General features: G+C 42.9%; 13 protein-coding genes and 1 other annotated feature. Of the genes, 2 read left to right on the forward strand and 11 right to left on the reverse strand.

From position 1 onward, the window contains the following. Positions 1 to 102: 102 nt before the first annotated feature. On the forward strand, positions 103 to 954 hold the full coding sequence (locus D829_RS0108460; protein WP_017688440.1) for an AraC family transcriptional regulator: 852 nt from the start codon (positions 103 to 105) through the stop codon (positions 952 to 954). A 672-nt stretch (positions 955 to 1,626) separates the two neighbouring features. Here the strand turns inward: D829_RS0108460 and D829_RS0108475 are convergent. Next, entirely contained in the window at positions 1,627 to 1,998 is a 372-nt protein-coding gene (locus tag D829_RS0108475) for a hypothetical protein (RefSeq protein WP_017688443.1), read from the reverse strand. Positions 1,999 to 2,271: 273 nt separating this feature from the next. Continuing rightward, positions 2,272 to 2,512 (forward strand) — a binding site (T-box leader). A 46-nt stretch (positions 2,513 to 2,558) separates the two neighbouring features. Here D829_RS0108475 and gltX point away from each other — a divergent pair. Further along, positions 2,559 to 4,214 carry a glutamate--tRNA ligase gene (gene gltX / locus D829_RS0108480; RefSeq protein ID WP_017688444.1) on the forward strand — a complete coding sequence of 552 codons (1,656 nt, stop codon included), beginning with the start codon at positions 2,559 to 2,561 and terminating at the stop codon, positions 4,212 to 4,214. A 370-nt stretch (positions 4,215 to 4,584) separates the two neighbouring features. Here the strand turns inward: gltX and D829_RS0108485 are convergent, their stop codons facing one another. The 10 genes from D829_RS0108485 to D829_RS0108530 all read right to left on the reverse strand — a co-directional run bounded on the left by D829_RS0108485 (position 4,585) and on the right by D829_RS0108530 (position 17,877). Then, the gene (locus D829_RS0108485; protein WP_017688445.1) at positions 4,585 to 5,682 is read right to left on the reverse strand and encodes a SagB/ThcOx family dehydrogenase; all 1,098 of its coding nucleotides are present in this window, start codon (positions 5,680 to 5,682) and stop codon (positions 4,585 to 4,587) included. Beyond that, on the reverse strand, positions 5,636 to 6,511 hold the full coding sequence (locus tag D829_RS0108490) for a SagB/ThcOx family dehydrogenase (RefSeq protein WP_193748461.1): 876 nt from the start codon (positions 6,509 to 6,511) through the stop codon (positions 5,636 to 5,638). The genes D829_RS0108485 and D829_RS0108490 overlap by 47 nt, the downstream gene beginning before the upstream one ends. Before the next feature lie 251 nt (positions 6,512 to 6,762). Next, positions 6,763 to 7,791 (reverse strand): protein kinase, encoded by a 1,029-nt coding sequence (locus D829_RS0108495; RefSeq protein ID WP_026081077.1) that lies wholly within the window; start codon positions 7,789 to 7,791, stop codon positions 6,763 to 6,765. Beyond that, the gene (locus tag D829_RS0108500) at positions 7,757 to 9,430 is read right to left on the reverse strand and encodes a hypothetical protein (RefSeq protein ID WP_017688447.1); all 1,674 of its coding nucleotides are present in this window, start codon (positions 9,428 to 9,430) and stop codon (positions 7,757 to 7,759) included. The genes D829_RS0108495 and D829_RS0108500 overlap by 35 nt, the downstream gene beginning before the upstream one ends. After that, positions 9,408 to 10,796 carry an MATE family efflux transporter gene (locus D829_RS0108505; protein ID WP_017688448.1) on the reverse strand — a complete coding sequence of 463 codons (1,389 nt, stop codon included), beginning with the start codon at positions 10,794 to 10,796 and terminating at the stop codon, positions 9,408 to 9,410. Before D829_RS0108505 ends, D829_RS0108500 begins: the two co-directional genes overlap by 23 nt. Before the next feature lie 279 nt (positions 10,797 to 11,075). After that, the gene (locus D829_RS0108510) at positions 11,076 to 12,149 is read right to left on the reverse strand and encodes a ThiF family adenylyltransferase (protein WP_017688449.1); all 1,074 of its coding nucleotides are present in this window, start codon (positions 12,147 to 12,149) and stop codon (positions 11,076 to 11,078) included. Positions 12,150 to 12,159: 10 nt separating this feature from the next. Beyond that, positions 12,160 to 13,227 (reverse strand): SagB/ThcOx family dehydrogenase, encoded by a 1,068-nt coding sequence (locus D829_RS0108515; protein WP_017688450.1) that lies wholly within the window; start codon positions 13,225 to 13,227, stop codon positions 12,160 to 12,162. Beyond that, positions 13,224 to 14,354, reverse strand: coding sequence for a SagB/ThcOx family dehydrogenase (locus D829_RS32380; protein WP_017688451.1), 1,131 nt, complete (start codon positions 14,352 to 14,354; stop codon positions 13,224 to 13,226). Before D829_RS32380 ends, D829_RS0108515 begins: the two co-directional genes overlap by 4 nt. A gap of 83 nt (positions 14,355 to 14,437) precedes the next feature. Beyond that, positions 14,438 to 14,584 (reverse strand): hypothetical protein, encoded by a 147-nt coding sequence (locus D829_RS33660; protein WP_017688452.1) that lies wholly within the window; start codon positions 14,582 to 14,584, stop codon positions 14,438 to 14,440. Between the two features lie 977 nt (positions 14,585 to 15,561). Next, on the reverse strand, positions 15,562 to 17,877 hold the full coding sequence (locus tag D829_RS0108530) for a glycoside hydrolase family 95 protein (protein WP_017688453.1): 2,316 nt from the start codon (positions 17,875 to 17,877) through the stop codon (positions 15,562 to 15,564). Positions 17,878 to 18,027: the final 150 nt, after the last annotated feature.

The raw sequence follows: 18,027 nt of genomic DNA on the forward strand, positions 1-18,027 counted from the left end.
ATCATGCTAGGATGGTTACATTTTATAGGTTCACGTCTGCAATTTCATTGCACAAACGGCTATATTTATTGCGCGAAACGACAAGGAGGTCATATATCTGATATGAATGAGACTTCAGAATACCTGTTTGATCCAATCCAGAATGAGCTGTTGTACCTTCATCGCACCACCACGTATAATATGGGAACGTTTTATCATCGACATAATGCATATGAACTCTACTTATTTCTTCGTGGCAATGTAAACTTCTATATTGAGAACCGTTGTTACCATTTGCAACGTGGCGATCTGCTCGTTCTTAGCCCGGAGGAGATGCACCGTTCCTTTGCCTTGGACAAAAATGAATATGAGAGAATTACCATAAATCTGAAAAAGTCATATCTGAACCGCTTGTCTACTTCAAGCACCAACTTATCCGCATGTTTCGACTACCGTCCCAAGGGTAAGGGTAATATCGTACATCTTGAAGAGGACGAGCTTCATCGAGTGCTGCAATTAGCTGGTGAACTTGAACAGTGTCTCTCATCAAGTGACTATGGAGCGGATATTCTGAGGAATATTTTGATTACTCAGTTACTCCTTCTAACGAATCTAACTTTTCAAAATACGGATTTTGTTGCAACGGATATTATGCCTGAACTAGTTCGAAACACGATGGATTACATTGAATGTAATCTGACGAGGCAACTGACGCTCGAACAATTGTCAGAGGCTATGTTCACGAATAGCAGCTATATTAGTCGGCAATTTAAAAAGCATACCGGACTCACGATTCGAGCATACATTCTTAGTCGCCGTATAGAGCTGTCGAAATCTTATTTAATTGAAGGTTTAAGTATTACAGAGGCCTGTTATCAATCCGGTTTTGGAGATTATGCCAATTTTATTCGCAGCTTCACCAAACAGGTCGGCACTTCACCTGGCAAATTTGTTAAATATGGAAGTCTTCTTTAAACATTGCATTGAATCACATATTTATAGATGTCGTTTTAGATTTGTTAATCATCTCTTCTAACGTTTTATGATTTAGCCCAAATTCATTCTAAACTCTTTTATGGGAACAGGTTTACTAATAGATATTACCGAAACCTGATTTTGGATCTTAGCAAGCTTGATTTTTTGGTTATAAACATTTTCCAAAAAATCTGTAAGACGCACTTTTAGTGTATACTCGTCTATATCAGGTAAAGACTGAATAGTTAATATTATAACCATTGCGGTACCGACTTTTAAGGCCAAAGGATCAAGATCAAGATTGTTATAAAAAACGTAATTCTAGATAGAACATTATACCAATAGCATTACCCATACCCACATCATTAAGTCTAAACGAAGCAGTTAAGCTATCACATAACGAACTGTCTTCAACATCCTGTAGAAAATCAATTTTATAAAGGTATTCATTGTTGTCACTATTTTGAGCCAACCTGGTAGCCAGATATGGCTTCATAGATAAAATTCTTATCTCTTCCCTGCTCTTTTCTCAATGTCGATTGCATTTCTGCCTGTTTTCGATTGTCCTTTTAAAGACATACAGTGTAATAATTCCACCAATTATCCCACTACATAGCTCCCAAAAAATAAGTTTTCTTGAAACTTATCATGTAATAGCTGAACTAAGATCCGTTAATGGGTTTTCATGCGGTGCGGTTTTGTTTTGGGAGATCGCTTTTCGAGAGCTTCTATAAGTTCTAAAACAATTGGTTCTAGTTGGTGACGATCTGGTAATCCTTCTGGAAGATTCATGTGCAGTGTTTTCATAAATCGGTTCATTATCACGTAACTGGTGATTTTCTTATTAACAATTTGATCGGCTATGGTTACTAGTAAAAATGCCAATGCAATTACCATTAGATTCGCAGCACCAGTAACATAAAATCGCAAAAGAACAATAAAATCACACAAACATAATGTGATCCAAAACGCCCATGCATACTTTGCTTTAATAGCAAATCGAATACTATCACTACACAACTTAAATGAAACTAATACGAACATGATACTTCTCCTCTTTTAATGTATAGATTCAATATAGAACTTTTTAGAATTGAAATGGGCTATCCTCTAGCTTAAATCGCTCTGGGCCCATTACGACACCGGAACTCGAATGCTACGCTTACTTTTCTGCTAATTACAGGTTTACCAATCATGTATTGTCTACTTAGCTGTGAGACACGAGAGCATGCACTGTTAGAAAATTTCTAGAAGTGAATAGAACCTTGACAATTTGATAATAATGAGTTAGTGTAACAAGTGAGTATCCACATATTGTAAAATGCGATGAAGAGGAAGAGTAATTAATCACTCGAATCTTAGAGAGCCCATGCTGGTGAAATTGGGTATTCGAGCTTAATGAATGAAGCCTTCGAGTAGTAGACCGAAAAAAATTGCAGTAGGTCTACCGGGTATTTCCCGTTAAAGAAATGTGCAGCAAGAAATGAATTGCTGCATAATAAGCGGGTTTTCAACCAATTTAGGTGGTAACGCGGAAGCAGAGTCTTTCGTCCTTTAACAGGATGAGGGGCTTTTTTTATTTCGAACCTATAGGAGGATTTTATATGTCAAATGAGAAAATGGCAGAACTGTTATTTCCGGAAGTCCTACAATTACCGACTGATATTTATTCACAATATCCGCCAAGAAATTTGTCATCATCTACTATGGTGACACGCTTTGCACCGAGTCCAACGGGTTCATTAAATATTGGTGGGCTTTATGCAGCTTTAATTTCGGAAAGATTAGCCCACCAAAGTAATGGAGTCTTTTTCCTTCGGATCGAAGACACAGATAAAAAACGAGAAATCAAAGGAAGTCTGGAAAATATTATTACATCATTGTTAGACTTCGAAATTCAAATTGATGAGGGACCTACCTTGTCGGGAGACGTTAAAGGTGCTTATGGGCCTTATAAACAAAGCTCAAGAATACAGATCTATAAAGTGTTTATTAAGCACTTAGTGCGAAATGGATTAGCATATCCTTGCTTTTGTGATACGGACGATTTACAACAGATAAGAATAAGTCAACAGAACTTAAAAGTAACAACAGGTTATTATGGCCAATGGGCTAAGCACCGAGATATTTCTTTTCAACAAACCGAAGAAGAGCTTCTCAATGGCAAACCATTTGTTATTAGACTTAGATCTTCAGGATCATCAGACAGGAGAATAATGTACCATGATCTGGTGAAAGGTCCGATCGAATTTCCAGAAAATGATCAAGATATTGTTATTATGAAAGCGGATGGACTACCAACATACCATTTTGCTCATGCTATAGATGATTATCTGATGGGTACAACTCATGTTATCAGAGGCGACGAATGGCTCTCTTCAGTACCAACCCATTTACAATTGTTTGAAACTTTAGGTTTTAGAATACCAGAGTACGGACATATTGCTCCAATTATGAAACAAGTCGGATCTTCTAAACGGAAATTCAGTAAACGTAAGGATCTCGATGGTACAGCAGAGTATTACAAGGAACAAGGATACCCAGGAATAGCTTTAGGCGAATACTTCATGCATCTCATCAATTCTGACTTCGAAGAATGGAGGTTGACAAACCCTCTTAGATCATATACGGACTTTTTTATCCATACTGATAAAATGAATGCAAGTGGTGCCTTATTAGACATGAGAAAACTCAATGACATCAGCAAAGATGTTCTCTCAAGACTCACAGTTAAACAAGTGTTTGACTATGTATGCAGTTGGTCCAGGGAATATGATTCGGAGTTTTATACGTTAATCGACAAATATAATGATTATACTGTTAATATTCTAAATATAGGTCGCACAATTGAAAAACCAAGAAAAGATATCTCCAAATGGTCAGATGTGAAGAATATGATCTCTTTCTTTTATGATGAATTGTTTGAAATGGATATAATGAACGGGTTTGATTTACCTAAAAACGTAAATTCAGATGTTGCGAAAGAAGTTGTATTAGGATTCAGCAAAAAGTATAAATTTTATCATGATAAGGAAACTTGGTTCAATGGAATTAAAGAACTTGCTGAAGAACTTGGATTTGCAAAGGAAATGAAGCAATATAAAGTCAACCCTAACTGTTACAAGGGGCATGTCGGTGATATGACAATGGTCATCAGGGTTGCTTTAACTAACAGATTCAACACACCTGATTTGTTTGAAATTATGAGAGTCATGGGTGAAAGTAGAGTTTTTGAACGATTGCAGAAATTTATGCTGTAATAAAAGTTTAAAAAATTGGTCTGTCGAACGCGAGGCTACTGAAGTACTACCAGTTTTGCAAAAACAATAAACTAACTTTAGGGGGTCAACTATGATTCCCGGAACGCGAAACGAGCCTTAGAAGCGATTCTAAAGGCTCGTTTTTTTAACGCTTTTTAAAAGAGACTTTTTCAGTGGCCTCGTCGAACGCCGGTCAGTTTTTTCGTCTTTAATGAGAGTTGTTAAGGTCCGTTGATGTGTGAATGAGGCAATGACTTAAGGTGGTCAAAAATGCACTAAACTTATAAACTAGAAAATGAGGACGAAAAAACACGGGGATTCTCTAAACCAACTATGAACATAGGTCTAGATAACATGTAAAGCGAGACTATTACCAAAGCGCAATGGCTGCCATTCCCCCTTCAGTCAGTAATTCTATATCTAGTAGTTCTGCTGCCAATACTCGAGTAATCGGAAAGATTTCCACAATCATACCGTAGCTACTGGCTATTAACTCCACGGAAGCGCATAGATGACCAACATCAATATGAATGGTACGGAATATGTGTGGTTCTCGGTATCGGTACATACTTCGCTCAAACACAGCTGTGAGGAGCAAAATGGCACGCGGTGGCCGATCTCTCCGCTCAATCAACGCTGGAATCCACGCAGATAATGCTTCAGAACTAAATTGGCAAGATTTTATATAGTCCAGTTGATGATCACCCACACATACATGGTAACAGCCTTCCTCTAATCCACGTACAGCCTTTACAAAAACATATGCTTCCACCGGATGCCGTGCCCCCATGGATGGGCTGGTTTTCAAGTAAAGAGGCACAGAAGTTGGGTCGGACTGGTTATTCTGGTTAATGATGCCCGTCCTACCAAAGGCTACGGCGCACAATCTATATAACTCATTGATCCCCCAGTCATTGTGGCGAAGAGTCTTATATGCAGTTCCAACGTTTACTGGCACTAGGCCAACCTCAATTTCTGGTAAGGGGTCCCTATTCAGAGGACTAGTGTATTTCTTGAAACGAGAGTTGTCTGGTTCACTCCGTCCGTACTCCTCCATAAGCTTAGAATCAATGGCTCGACCATTTTCAGCATAATCGACAAAAGGGTAGTTATAGGTTAATAGCAAATAATCCCATGCTGCCTGCCATCCATGTTGTATGAAGCTTGCCATATATTCTCTTTCTTTCTGATTCTCTAAGTCCGTAGTTAGTATAATCAGGTCTTTATGTTTAAGATTGTCCAGAAGTTGCACGAGTACCTCTTTAGGAATCGACGACAAACGGGCACCTATCTTCTCAATCGCCGCAGTCTCCTCCACTGGCTCAATACATACTAGCAGAAGCATCACGGCTACAATCGGCAAGGAGAACCGTCTTCTAGCCTCAAGATGATCGACAATCCATCGCATTTGATCTGTATGATCACGAGTTGGTCGTATGCGAACACTCGCGTGCATCTGAATTGCCAAAGTCATTCCTCCTCTCAGGTGTTCGCGTTTCTCCGAAGGTAAGAGTGTACAGAATTTGTCTCTGAAATTTCTGTACTGGTAGTAGCTGCTCTGCCTCTACCTCACGCAATGCTGGTGCAGTCAGCCCTCCAAGCCCTAAAGCACTAGCCCCGATTAGAAGCTCATGCCCTAGCCGCCCTGCTTCAACTAATAAACCTCGTAGAGATTCCTCACCAGGATGGAGATATGCATAATCATACAGGTCAACCGCAAGGAAAATGGAACAGGCGGCGGTAAGCGGAGCGATTTGACCGAAGAGTAAGTGGGAGACTTGCTCCCTCAATTTGCCTTGCACCAGTTGCTCAAGCCCATGAGAGTCTGGGTAGTATCGATATAGCCCGGGTTCAACTCCTTCAACTGCGTAAGTAGTTACGAATATAACGAAAGGATGAGGTCGCTCTATTTCGTTTGGTTTGCGAAGACGTTTTAGCCCATACCATAGTAACCCACTGAATTGCGATTCAGTTAGTGGCTTATCTGCGTATCGTCGAAGGGTTCGCCGGCGCAAAATAACTTCTCCAAGAACCAGTTCTTCTGGAAAATCAACTGGTGCAGTTAGATGCTTAATATTGACATCTGTCAGGGGTTCTGGATTGCTACATGGTTTATTTACATGTCTAGCTGGCTGCACGTGAGACCACAAATAATAATCGAGAACTCGATCCCACCCGCGTTGTGTCCAGTGCTCCAAGTCACGGAGCGATTCTATCTGGTTCTCTTCAACGAGGAATCCCTGCTCTACCAGGTGCTCCTGTAGTTGTAGCGTGTTCTCCACTCCTAATGCTTGCATTTCCAACAGCTCCAAGAGGGCGTTTATTTCCACTTCTACCCGTTGACCTGGAAAGGGATTCGATAAAATAACTCTTGCTTTTTTTTCATCAATTACCGGACTCATTACAGTGAGATCTTTCCAAAACCAAGGTGCCATCATTGGCCTCCTCTCATTCCTGATACCCTAAGAGTATCTTATGGTTTTAAAGAAGTTGACTTGCTTCGCTCCACATAAATTGAGAATAGCAACACCTAATGCTCCTGTCTCACCTACCGAATGGCCATGAGTTGGTCGATCGCTTTGCCCAGTTGGCGTTGTACCCAGTCAAAATCAGTGCAACGTTTCTCGTAGTCCAACTCTGCCATGGCTTGATATACTTCATTAACAGTCTCTGCAGCTTGCTTCCAATGTCCGGTAGTTAAGTCGTCCACATGGGGTAAGGGATATTTCTCCTTAATGACCTGGATAGCACGTCGAAAATTTTCCTGTCGTTTACCATCTTGGACGTAACAAAAAAGGTGTCCAAAATCCAGCATGAATTCCCTCTGATACAAAAAGTTCATGAGCCGCTTCCCGGTCCATAGTTCAAAAAGGATCGCCCCCAGTTGATAAAAATCTGCCACTGGAAACTGGGTAGGCGTAAAAGCAAAGCCACAATATAGTTCAGGAGCTCCATAAAGATGGTTAGGAACGAAGATGGAGTACCAGCGAGTATATCGTTCACCCTGTGACAAAACCTTACTCCCCTCTCGATAAGAAAGAGCGAAATCGATCAGCTTCAGGCTCCCATCATGAAACAAGACACAGTTGTTTGGCTTCAGGTCCCTGTGGCTAATACCTTGCTTGTGAAGTCCCTCTACCGCCCTACAGAGTTCACTGAAAATTCGTAAAGACTGCAAAGGATCTCTATCCAGTGACTCCATATATTCACAAAGGTCCTTACTTCCCCTTTCCAACGGCAAAAAGCGAAGAATTATAGGGGGTACCGTGCGATCGGAAGTTGATAAATCTAACTCTAAAGTACAATCCACCTCTAAAAGGTCTACCACATAGGACTGCCCTTTTAATTCACTGAGTAGTTGCTCCTCACGCTCAAAAGCTGCTTTCCAGTAAGGATCTTCTACTTCGGGGTGAAGAAATTTCAGTACAACCGGCTTGCCTGTCATGGAATCCTCAGCTGCAAATAGCAAGGAAGGACTGCCTTGAGGTGGCTCGATCAGAAGCTTGGGATTGACATAGCGGTTAGCAATGACCGTCTCTTGCTCAATGATTCGCACTAATCTCTCTGTGAAGACCATTGCTTCCCTCCTCTCGTGACCCTGACTGTGTAGTTAGTAGAGCGATCAGAGAAGGAGTCATCGGACCTTGGGATAAGTAACGTTCAGTAATTCCCGTGAAGGAAGCTCCCTGCGGAGAAGAAGAACGCATCTGCTCCAATGCCCTCTCGGTTTCAACGAGCCCAACCGCATAAGGCAATGATGCCCAACCAAGTCCACCTCCAAATCGTACTCCCTCATTGATAATGCTAGGGTAGCGCCTAGCAATGTCCTGGAGTAAAGTGTTGGCGACATCACGCCCCTTATCCATAAAAGTTAACGTTATTGCTGATGGCATAAGTCGGCGTATCCGCGAGTATTGCATTTCCAGAGCACCCTTTGGAGATGCATCCGCCAAAATGCTCTCAGCAAATACCCCCCAACCCTCCAGTCCCACACTACTTTGTAAGTAGTCGATATATGGCCCAAGGACACCATTGGCTCTACGCGATACGTGCTCATGGTGTCCTGGACAGAGATCGTGAGCGATTGCCAAGGCCATATGGAGACGGAAACGGCAAGTCAGAGGTCCATTGCGGTTTACAAGCAATGGCGAGACCAACATACGTGCCTCCTGCCCGCTCTCAGATAACGGCAAGTACAGCACCTCCGTGGCGAGAAAGGAAAGTAGAGGTTGCCCTACTTCGATACGGGCAACGGGTGCCGTGGTCTGCAGAAATGACCCCTTTGTTTTTAATCTCAAATACCGATACACGGAGTGGAACCACTGAAGTACACCAGCTGGATCATTATTTTTTGTCTCAGTTTCCAGTTCCATTCCCCATTCGGAAGCAAAATCCCAATCTGTGAGCTGGCCAAGCGACTGAAAAGTTCCTTCTACCTTTTCTGTCTGTACAAAGCAATCCAACTCTACGAGCAGTCGCTCGGTAAGTGTGTTAGCCCAATCAGCCACTGACTTTTTGGTTCCAAAACAATTGGTTAATAAATGCTCTAAATTGTCTAAACGTAACCCACCTTTCGGTGAGTTAGCTGCTTCGGTTGCAGCAGGCCAACGACGGAGTCGAGAGCAGAGCTCTTCAGCTTGATCAGTGATCCGAATCGGCATATTTTCTTTACGTTTGATAAATTCTGCAATTGCGGCAGCTAATTTTTGAGCAGCTACTACATCTTCGGAAGAGGCAACTATTAATCCAGATTCCTGACGCCTAGCAGCTAACTCCAACCAGCCAAGTGCAGCGTGAAAACGTTCAGAGAGTCGATTGTCAGTTGCCTCCGACAGGGGAGGGGTAAGGGTAAACGGTAGCAGAGAAGCAGCAATGAGTTGAAAGTATGGCATTAGCCTCGTATGGTACAAACATTGTACAGAAGTTTGGTATAACTTCTCCTGGATAAAGCGCCCCATCTCCTCAGCCACCACCCGGTCAGTTAATCCAACTGACTCTCTCCCAATCACTGAGACTTCTGTAGCCAATGACTTCAGAGCATCAGTATATTCGGTCAGGCCATGATCCGAGAGATCTTCTGCCCCCTCCCATTGGACAGGGCCACACAGTGAAGCAGCAACTGGCTGCTTTTCACGATAGAGCATGTAAATACGCTCTGCCATGTGTCGCAGCGGTTCAGACACAACAAACTCGTTAGACATTCCGTTGAAGGTCATTATGTACTATCCTCCCCTTGTCTTCTGTTATTTTCATTGCTTTTACGAGCAATATCTGTCCGATGACAAGCCTCCCAAGCCAGTATACAATGTACCCAACATAAAGCCCCGTTAGCTTCCATCCAACAACAATCCCCAAGAACCAAGCAACAGGAAGCCTAAGAAGATATCCGGGCAACACATTTGTGTACATATCCCACTTGGTCTTACCCATTCCTCGTAGTGCACTGACATTGGTGCAGGCCAGAGCTAGAATCGGTGCACAAAGACCAATGATCCTTATCGCACCCACTGTCGCATCTTGCACTTCAATAAAAGTAGTGAAGATACTTGCTACTCCCTGAGGCCACACAATCAGTGGGAGAGCCAAAACCGATAGGATCACTGTTAATAATAGGCGACTCCGATTTACATATTGCTGGATCATACTTAGATTCTTGGCACCCCATGAACGACCTACAAGAATTTGGCAACCCATTGCGAGACTCATTGCAATTGAAAAGAAGATCATAATAAGGTTAAAGGCAATTCGTCCACCTGCGAGATAAGTACTCCCAAGTGTACCCATTATGATGAAGAAAAACGTGTTGGCAGCATAATCAAACGCACCTGAAAAAATAGAAGGCAAGCTAATGTTACGAACCTGGTTAAATTCCATTACTTGAAATCGGAACTCTTGGGGGCGTATGCGCTTGAACAGATCTTTTTTGTAGGCCACCGTTAATAGGAATAAGAGACCAGCAGTGCGTGCCAAAACGCTACCAAGACCCGATCCCGTTGCTCCCAGCGCAGGTATTGCCCCCATACCGTGGATAAGGGGGTAGTTAAATATTACATTCGTTGATGCAACCAATATCATGGTATACATTGACCACTTCGTCGACTTTTCTGCATTGAAAGTAATTTGAATCAATATACTCGGAACCATAATCAACAACTCTGGAGATCGAGCCAGAAGATAATTTGTTCCGGACTTTAAGACATCGCTGGAGTCTGATAACATCGCCATCAACCAATTGCTAGTAAATAGAAGGATAATTACACTTAACAGCGACACACCTCCCGCGAATACGAGAGAGTGTCGGAATGAAACACCTACCTGATCGGGTGTACCAGCCCCAAAACGTCTAGCTGCTAATACTTGGTGCCCCACCACTGCTCCTGTAATAATATTTGCAAAAATGCTGAAAACTGCAGCGGCTCCAGCTACACCAGCCAATCCGTCTACACTAAATCTACCCATCATTGCTGTGTCGATTGCACCAACAAGCATGGTTGTAATCGATCCAGCTAAAATGGGAAGGGAAATGGAGAGGATTGCCCAATAATCCCCCCACTTACCAATCGCTTTTTTCATTTTTGTCATGAAACCAATCCCCCTATTTACGATTTAGAGAGGCCTACAGGTACTTTGTGCTTAGACTTGTCTTTGCTACTCAGCCTCTACTCCTGCTTCAGGCTAAATCGACAAAAAGAGAAGGACACGATGGCACTTGAAGTATGGAAAACTAATCAGAGCGCTCTACGGTCCACCGTGATTTAGATATATTCTGCACAGCGTTCGTGTCAAATTCAGAGCTAAAGCCATAAACTTTAAATGTTACGATAACTACTATTCACTCCACTCTCCTAGAATGGCTAACGGTTAAATATGGCTACAGAATAGGCACTGTTGATTGCGCTCGCCTGGTCTGAATGTGATTTGGAAATTATAGGGATCTACCACATACATACCTGATAGACTTCGAGGCTGCTCATTGCCTGAGAGATAACGCGCCGCTTCAAAAACGATGAGCCCAGAACTAATGGACATAACTGGCGAAAAGGGAGTTCGTGGTGGCAACCAGCCCACGGCATCGACCATTTGCAAAGTTTCCTTCAGTCCTGGATCGTGCTCAAGCATGCACTGATGGCATAATGTCTCGCCGGGAACACACAGTGGCCCCACTATACACTGCCCTCCGAACAGGACGGGAACGTTGTGATTTAGGCACGCTTGTGCAATGACACTCCGAGTACGGCTAGAGACGAATCCAAAAGGGTTTATTACCAGGTCAACTCCATCTAACAGTGGGCTTAGATCCTCGGGTCGCTCCACGCACAAGGCATGCCCTTCATACCGAATCTGTGGATCAACTTCTTGCAACCGTCGAGCTGCTGCTTCGACTTTGAGTTTCCCCACATCCTCCGCATTGTATAGAATCTGCCGTGGCAGATTACTAGTTTCAATATGATCAGGGTCTACCCCCACAAGGTGCTGAATCCCAATACGAGCCAAGTTTAACATGATCCAGCTTCCAATTCCGCCAATGCCTACCACCAGCACTTTGCTACTCCGTAAGCTTAAGTCAAGGTCACGTCCGTTTACTCCTTCTCGTTCCCATTGATCAAAGAACCACTGTTGGCGCTCATAGAGGCTCCCCGTTGGCTCGAGAGTAGGATCAGCTTTCACAATAGCTCCAAGATCCGTAAGACTCTTGACAAAGGATTCGACCTGCTTGATGCTAAGACCGCTTATTTCACTCAAACGATTAATGGCTTCTCCGACTCCGAGATCCCCACTTTTAAGCAAGTCCAGTAATTGCCGAAACTTCTCTGCAGATCCATGCAAGAGAAAACGTCGCTGAGTTGTAAGCGACCATATTTGAACGCCTTCCGGGCTCAACAAATAGTCCCATCCCTTGCTTAACCGCAACACCTTGGTTTGAACATCTTGCATAAATACCTCCTTAGGAAAGTGTAAGTGTGTAAAGAACTTGCTCACGAATAGGATCAAGTCCTAACAGTTCTGCAGCTAGAGCATCTTTCACAGCCGGTGTATGCGATGTCAGCTTCCCATAAGCGGTAGAGCACAGTATCGCATAATGGACTGCTCTACCCGCATCAATAAATAAGTTGCGTAGAGCGCGTTCATGGCGGTAGCGCCATTGATATCGTTCATATTCGGCAACATAGAGCAGCGAACAACCAGCTGTCAATGGCCAGTTCAGTCCGTACAGTGAAGCGCTCATCTGAGCTCGGAAATCACCAGCTCTGATAAGCTCTACAGAATGATCCTCAACATCATAAAAGTAAATTCCCGGCTCCATACCAGCGATATCGTAAACAACTAGGTAAAGATCAAATGCACAACCAAAACTGTATAGGTATGACCTATTACCTTTTGTTTGAGGTACAGTTCGATTCTTGCGTATTAATTGTGTACCGTGAAAAAGGATACTACTCAAAATATCACTTTCGAAGTTCCGAGCGGGTACATGGCGCGTGGCACTCCGTTTATGTAAAACCTTTCCCAACGGAATATCAGGAAGAGGTAGCGGCTCAACGAGCGGTTCAGCACTCTCTCCTGCCCTTTTATGAGATGGCGGGGGACCATCTTTTTGCAAATAGTCCTGCAAAATTATATGATTCTGGGTACGATAGTCATGATCACTGTCAGCGAAGTCCCTAACGCGAGACCTCAAATAGTAACCTAATGAATCTTGCCAATTACGGCTATGCCAATGATCTATAGCCTCAGTCGTCTCAGGATGTAGCTCCTGTACGTCAAGCAGACCTAATTCGCGTAATCGTTCCGCCGTCAACCCAACGGGATTGCTCGGGTTATGAAAGCTTCCTTTGAACAATTCCAACGCAGCTGAACGGCTCAACAGGAGACGTTTTTGTAAAAGAGGATTCTCAACTTCTATGTGCCCGTTCCCCTGTTCACCTACATGCATTTGCATGACAGTTAGCGGACTCCATCCTTTCTGAAATGAGCGTTCATCCTTCGCTTCCTCGAATGATTCTGAAATCATATCACTTGCACACCTCCTGCCAATGCTGCACCAAACATGGCGCCTTCCTCAAGTGGGTGAATCCCAAGAAGAGACTCTATTTGTTCGTCATCAATCCCATGTTGAAACTGACATTTCAATCCAAGCGAATTTGCTACAGTCTCCATTGTTACACATAAATGTCCGATATCCATGAAGATTGAGCGAAAGGTGCGTGGCTCTCGGTATCGGTACATATTACGTTCAAAGTAGGTGGTCATTACCAGGAGTGCTTCCGGTTGAAACTGCGCTCTTTTGATGGGTCCAGAGAATAGTTTTAACAGCACTTCATTATCTGGCAAAGGACCCACTTGCTCTAGTGCTTGATCAGCTACGGAAAAGTGGTAGATGCCAGGATCTATTCCATCAACACTCTGGACGAAAACATACCCTTCAGTAGGATGTCGAGAGCCTCCAGATGGACTGGTCTTGCGAATCAAATCAGCTCGGTTGGGGGCAGCAGAGACTTTACGGTGTCGGAGCTTCCCAAAAAGAGTAGAGAGCAATATCTTGAGACGTTCCCCATCAAGCGGTTGCTCTTTACACTCTTTATGCCAAACTCGATCAAACGATTCTGTCAATTCATCGAGTGCTGACCTGGTGGGTATAACCGGAAGAATTTTTGATGCCTCCATGGGAGGTTTCACGCGGTTCACGTCTGGCTCTGCTGCTGAGTACTCTTCCATTCTAGCAATATCCAGAGAACGTCCATCGGAACCATAATTCACAAATGGGTAATTATAGGATGCGATTTGATAGTCCGCTGCCTCATTCCAACCGTATAACGACCAGCGCTTCTTGATTTGCAATGCCCAATTATGCATTTCAGATTCGGGCTCGACCAACAATCCTTTTTCTTCAAGTGAATTGACTAATATCTGGAGCGAATGTAGATCGACTGAAAAGAGCGGTGAAACCTCAGCGATTGCATCTTCTATAATCCGTCCACCCACAAATGATACGAGTAGAGCACAAGCGGGTACTGATGCAAGGAACCGACGACGAGGAGAACTAGTAACAAGCCAGTTCTGTTCTCCCGTAATATTGGGAGGCTCAAACCGAATTGATGCATGGGTATGTAAGATACGCGCAGGGCTTAGCGAAGACATAATCGTACCTCCTCCAAGAATTTGTAACAAAAAGCCTAGGGACTGTCCTAAATAGTCCCTAGACAATGGTCTTGTACATCTTACTAAAGGCCAATGGGCATGTATGATGGATCACCTTGTTCCAATGCCAATGGAAGAGGAGGAAGCTCCTCTATCATAAAGTCTTCAATATTGAGGACGTTCTCCAACTCAGCATTGACTTTGTTCACCAAATTGTCTTGATTTACCATGTTTCTCCCTCCTTTCTATAAAGTAATGTAATTGCAGCAATAGATTACCATGTTATTCTAGGATATGTAAATATGTTTTTTGAATATAATTTTCAAAATAATATTGTTCTAATAATTGTACTTTTTAACTTTTATTCGCTATAAAAGAAATTCCCCAAATATATATATCAATATCCTATAAATTTTATATTTATAAATTTAAGGGAACTTAATTGCTCTTGTTTTTTAAATTTAAATTGATACAAAATTAGGATCTATATCCATTATAGAAAAAAAACGGATTACTAGAGGGGTGAGACTTTGGAAGATAGTTCGCTTTATTCGGCGGATAGCACTATCCAGAGTGTAATATAAATTAGATATATATCTAATCCCCCCCCTCGGTACTACCACAATGAGTACAACTTATGCGATCCTTCACAAGATTTTGATGCTTTTCATATAGTGAGAAGTAAGGTTTCGCTTCATCTTTTATACAAAAATATTTTCTGCATCATGGGTGGTTTGCCTAGTTCACTCAACGCCTTCCGGCTACAAAACAGGCAGGTCACCGGGATCATTTTGTTACAACTAGATTTGGAATCTCCCCGTGTAAAATGTGATAACTAGAATGATTACTGTGAGACCGATACATGCTCCTTCAACAACCCCTCCCCAGCGTGAACCGGTACTCATGAGGTTAAACTTTAAACGATACTTAAATGGGGGAAGTGGGCGTATCCCCCGATTCGTAAGGGAATCTGCTAAACAGATACAGAGCATAGGATATACTTCCCCAATCCGTATCGCACTGCTTAATTCTTGTGAAGAAAAATATAAAATGGCTGCCCAGATGCCAACTCCAGAGATGGTGTGGGTGAGCCCCAGAAGAAAAAACATCCTAACTCTTGCCTATATCTTATCTGAGCAAAAAAAAGAGCGAATTCGCCCGGCAATTTTGTCAGCCGGTATTCGCTCAGGTAATCGGTAACTTCTTATTAATTATTCCAGTCGTATCCTTTCAATTCAACCATAGCATTGGGGCCAGGAAAGGTTAATTCTATTTTTTGGTCCAGATAGGACACGGTTACTCTTGTTTCTTCAATAGAACGAATTCTGGTATTCAACAGACGACCATTTTCCCATTCCAGATCTATTTCAAATCCCCCACGAGCCCGAATACCACGAATATATCCTTTTGGCCAAGCTGCTGGCAAAGCAGGTAACAATCTGATTACTTCGTTATGACTCTGGAGAAGCATCTCTGCTATACCTGCAGTACCTCCAAAGTTCCCATCAATTTGAAATGGAGGATGGTCACAAAACAGATTGGGTAACGTGGAGGAACGAAGAAGTTCCACGATGTTATCGTGTGCAAGTTCCGACTCCTCTAATCGTGCCCACATGTTGAGAATCCACGCCCTGCTCCATCCTGTGTGTCCACCACCGTGTTCCAGTCTTCTGTCGAGTGTTACGCGAGCTGCCTTGGCCAGATCAGGCGTGGATTGCAACGTAATTTGTGTTCCAGGATGCAAAGCGAATAAATGGGAAATATGTCTGTGTCCAGGTTCCATTTCATCATAATCGTTACTCCACTCTTGGATCTGGCCATGTTTGCCAATGGAGGTATCCGGTATCTTGGTTAAAGCACTACGGAGTAATTCTCCAAATTCCTGATCTTCTTGCAAGATCCGGGTACTTTCAATGCAACGCGTGAAGAGTTCTCTAATAATCTGATTGTCCATTGAAGCACCAAAACATAAAGCCCCCGACTCTCCATTATCTAATATATAGCGATTTTCCGGTGAGGACGAAGGACATATCACCCAATTGCCGGAAGGATCCTCTATTAGATAATCCAGAATAAACATAGCCGCATCTTTCATCGTGGAGTAAACTTTTTTGAGAAACTGAACATCCTTATTGTATTCGTAATGGTCCCACAGATGTAATGAAAGCCATGCTCCTCCCATAGTCCAAAATGTCGATGTCATGCAAACATCCTGCGGAGCAGCGTCTGCCCAGATATCCGAATTGTGATGAGCAACGAACCCCTTGCATCCATACATGGTTCTAGCGGTTTCCTTTCCCCGGACTTGCAGTCGATCTATAAAATCAAACAATGGAACGTGACATTCAGACAGGTTGCAGCTTTCTGCAGGCCAGTAGTTCATCTGTGTATTAATATTAATCGTATATTTGCTATCCCATACAGGAAGCATGTCTTTATTCCATATCCCTTGAAGGTTTGCCGGTAAAGAACCTGGACGGCTGCTTGAGATAAGCAGATAACGACCGAATTGAAAGTATAGACTCATCAGTTCCGGATCATGCTTACCAGCTCTAAGCCGCTCAAGGCGCTGATCGATTGGAAGTTCGGAACATATCACATCTTTATTTTCATCTTCGAGATGTATATCCATCTTTTTGAATAAGGATTGATAGTCCGAGACATGATCGGCGAGCAGTTCGCTATATGACTTTGTTGAAGCAGCATCAATTCTTCGGAGGCACTCCGCTTCAAGTTGTTCCTTGGGTACTCGAAAATCCGTGCAAGCTGTGATTAGAATAGTCGCTGAATTACCTTCCTTCAGAGAAAGCTGACCGCTTGAATAATGAACATGCCCCCCTTCAGATATAAGGCGAATCCCGCAACAAAATCGGATTCCTTCTTCTCCCCCACTTCTTCCCCGGATGATCAAGCCATTCGTTCCACGCTTCTCGATCCGGTCCAGATAGGATTGGAAACCAACAGGATGCTTAAGAATATCTGAAAAGGGTGTTGATTCCAGAACGGTTCCCCTGCCAAAAATAGTGGAGAAAGATAACTTTCTAGGTACGCTAGATTTGAGATGAACAACGAGCACTTGATCCGGGTAGCTTGCAAAATAATCTCGGCTGTAAATGGATTGATCTGCGGTATAATTCACGTTTACCTTGCCTTGTTCCAGATCGAGATGTCTTTGATATTCATTTGGTTCATGTTCACTGTGATCCATAGCGATATAGAAGTCCCCTAATGGCTCATAATGTCTTTGCCCGTCAGGAACACCTACCAGAGTATCTGCTGCGAGTTCTTCTGCTTCCCTAATCTTACCGTCAAAAATCAGGCTTCTGATCTGAGATAAAGATTCAAGTGCTTGAGGATTATTCCGCTGCATCGGACCACCATACCACAGACTATCTTCATTAAGCTGAATTCTCTCGATCTGTGTTTTCCCAAAAATCATGCCTCCAAGTGTTCCATTTCCGATAGGCAATGCCTCTTCCCATGTTCCAGCAGGTTGATTAAACCAGATATTTTTGGTCTTCACGTTAAAACCTCCAACGAATTATAATTCCTCACATTTTTCATGTTTGGTGTGTTCTGTTTGTATGTTCTTTCAGTGTACTTTAATCTCTAAAGTATCTAAATGAACAAAATTAACTTGAATTATCACAATCTTATCCCAGCATTAGAGGTG

This window comes from Paenibacillus sp. PAMC 26794, from assembly GCF_000316035.1.
In the GTDB taxonomy this organism is placed as follows: Bacteria; Bacillota; Bacilli; order Paenibacillales; family Paenibacillaceae; genus Paenibacillus.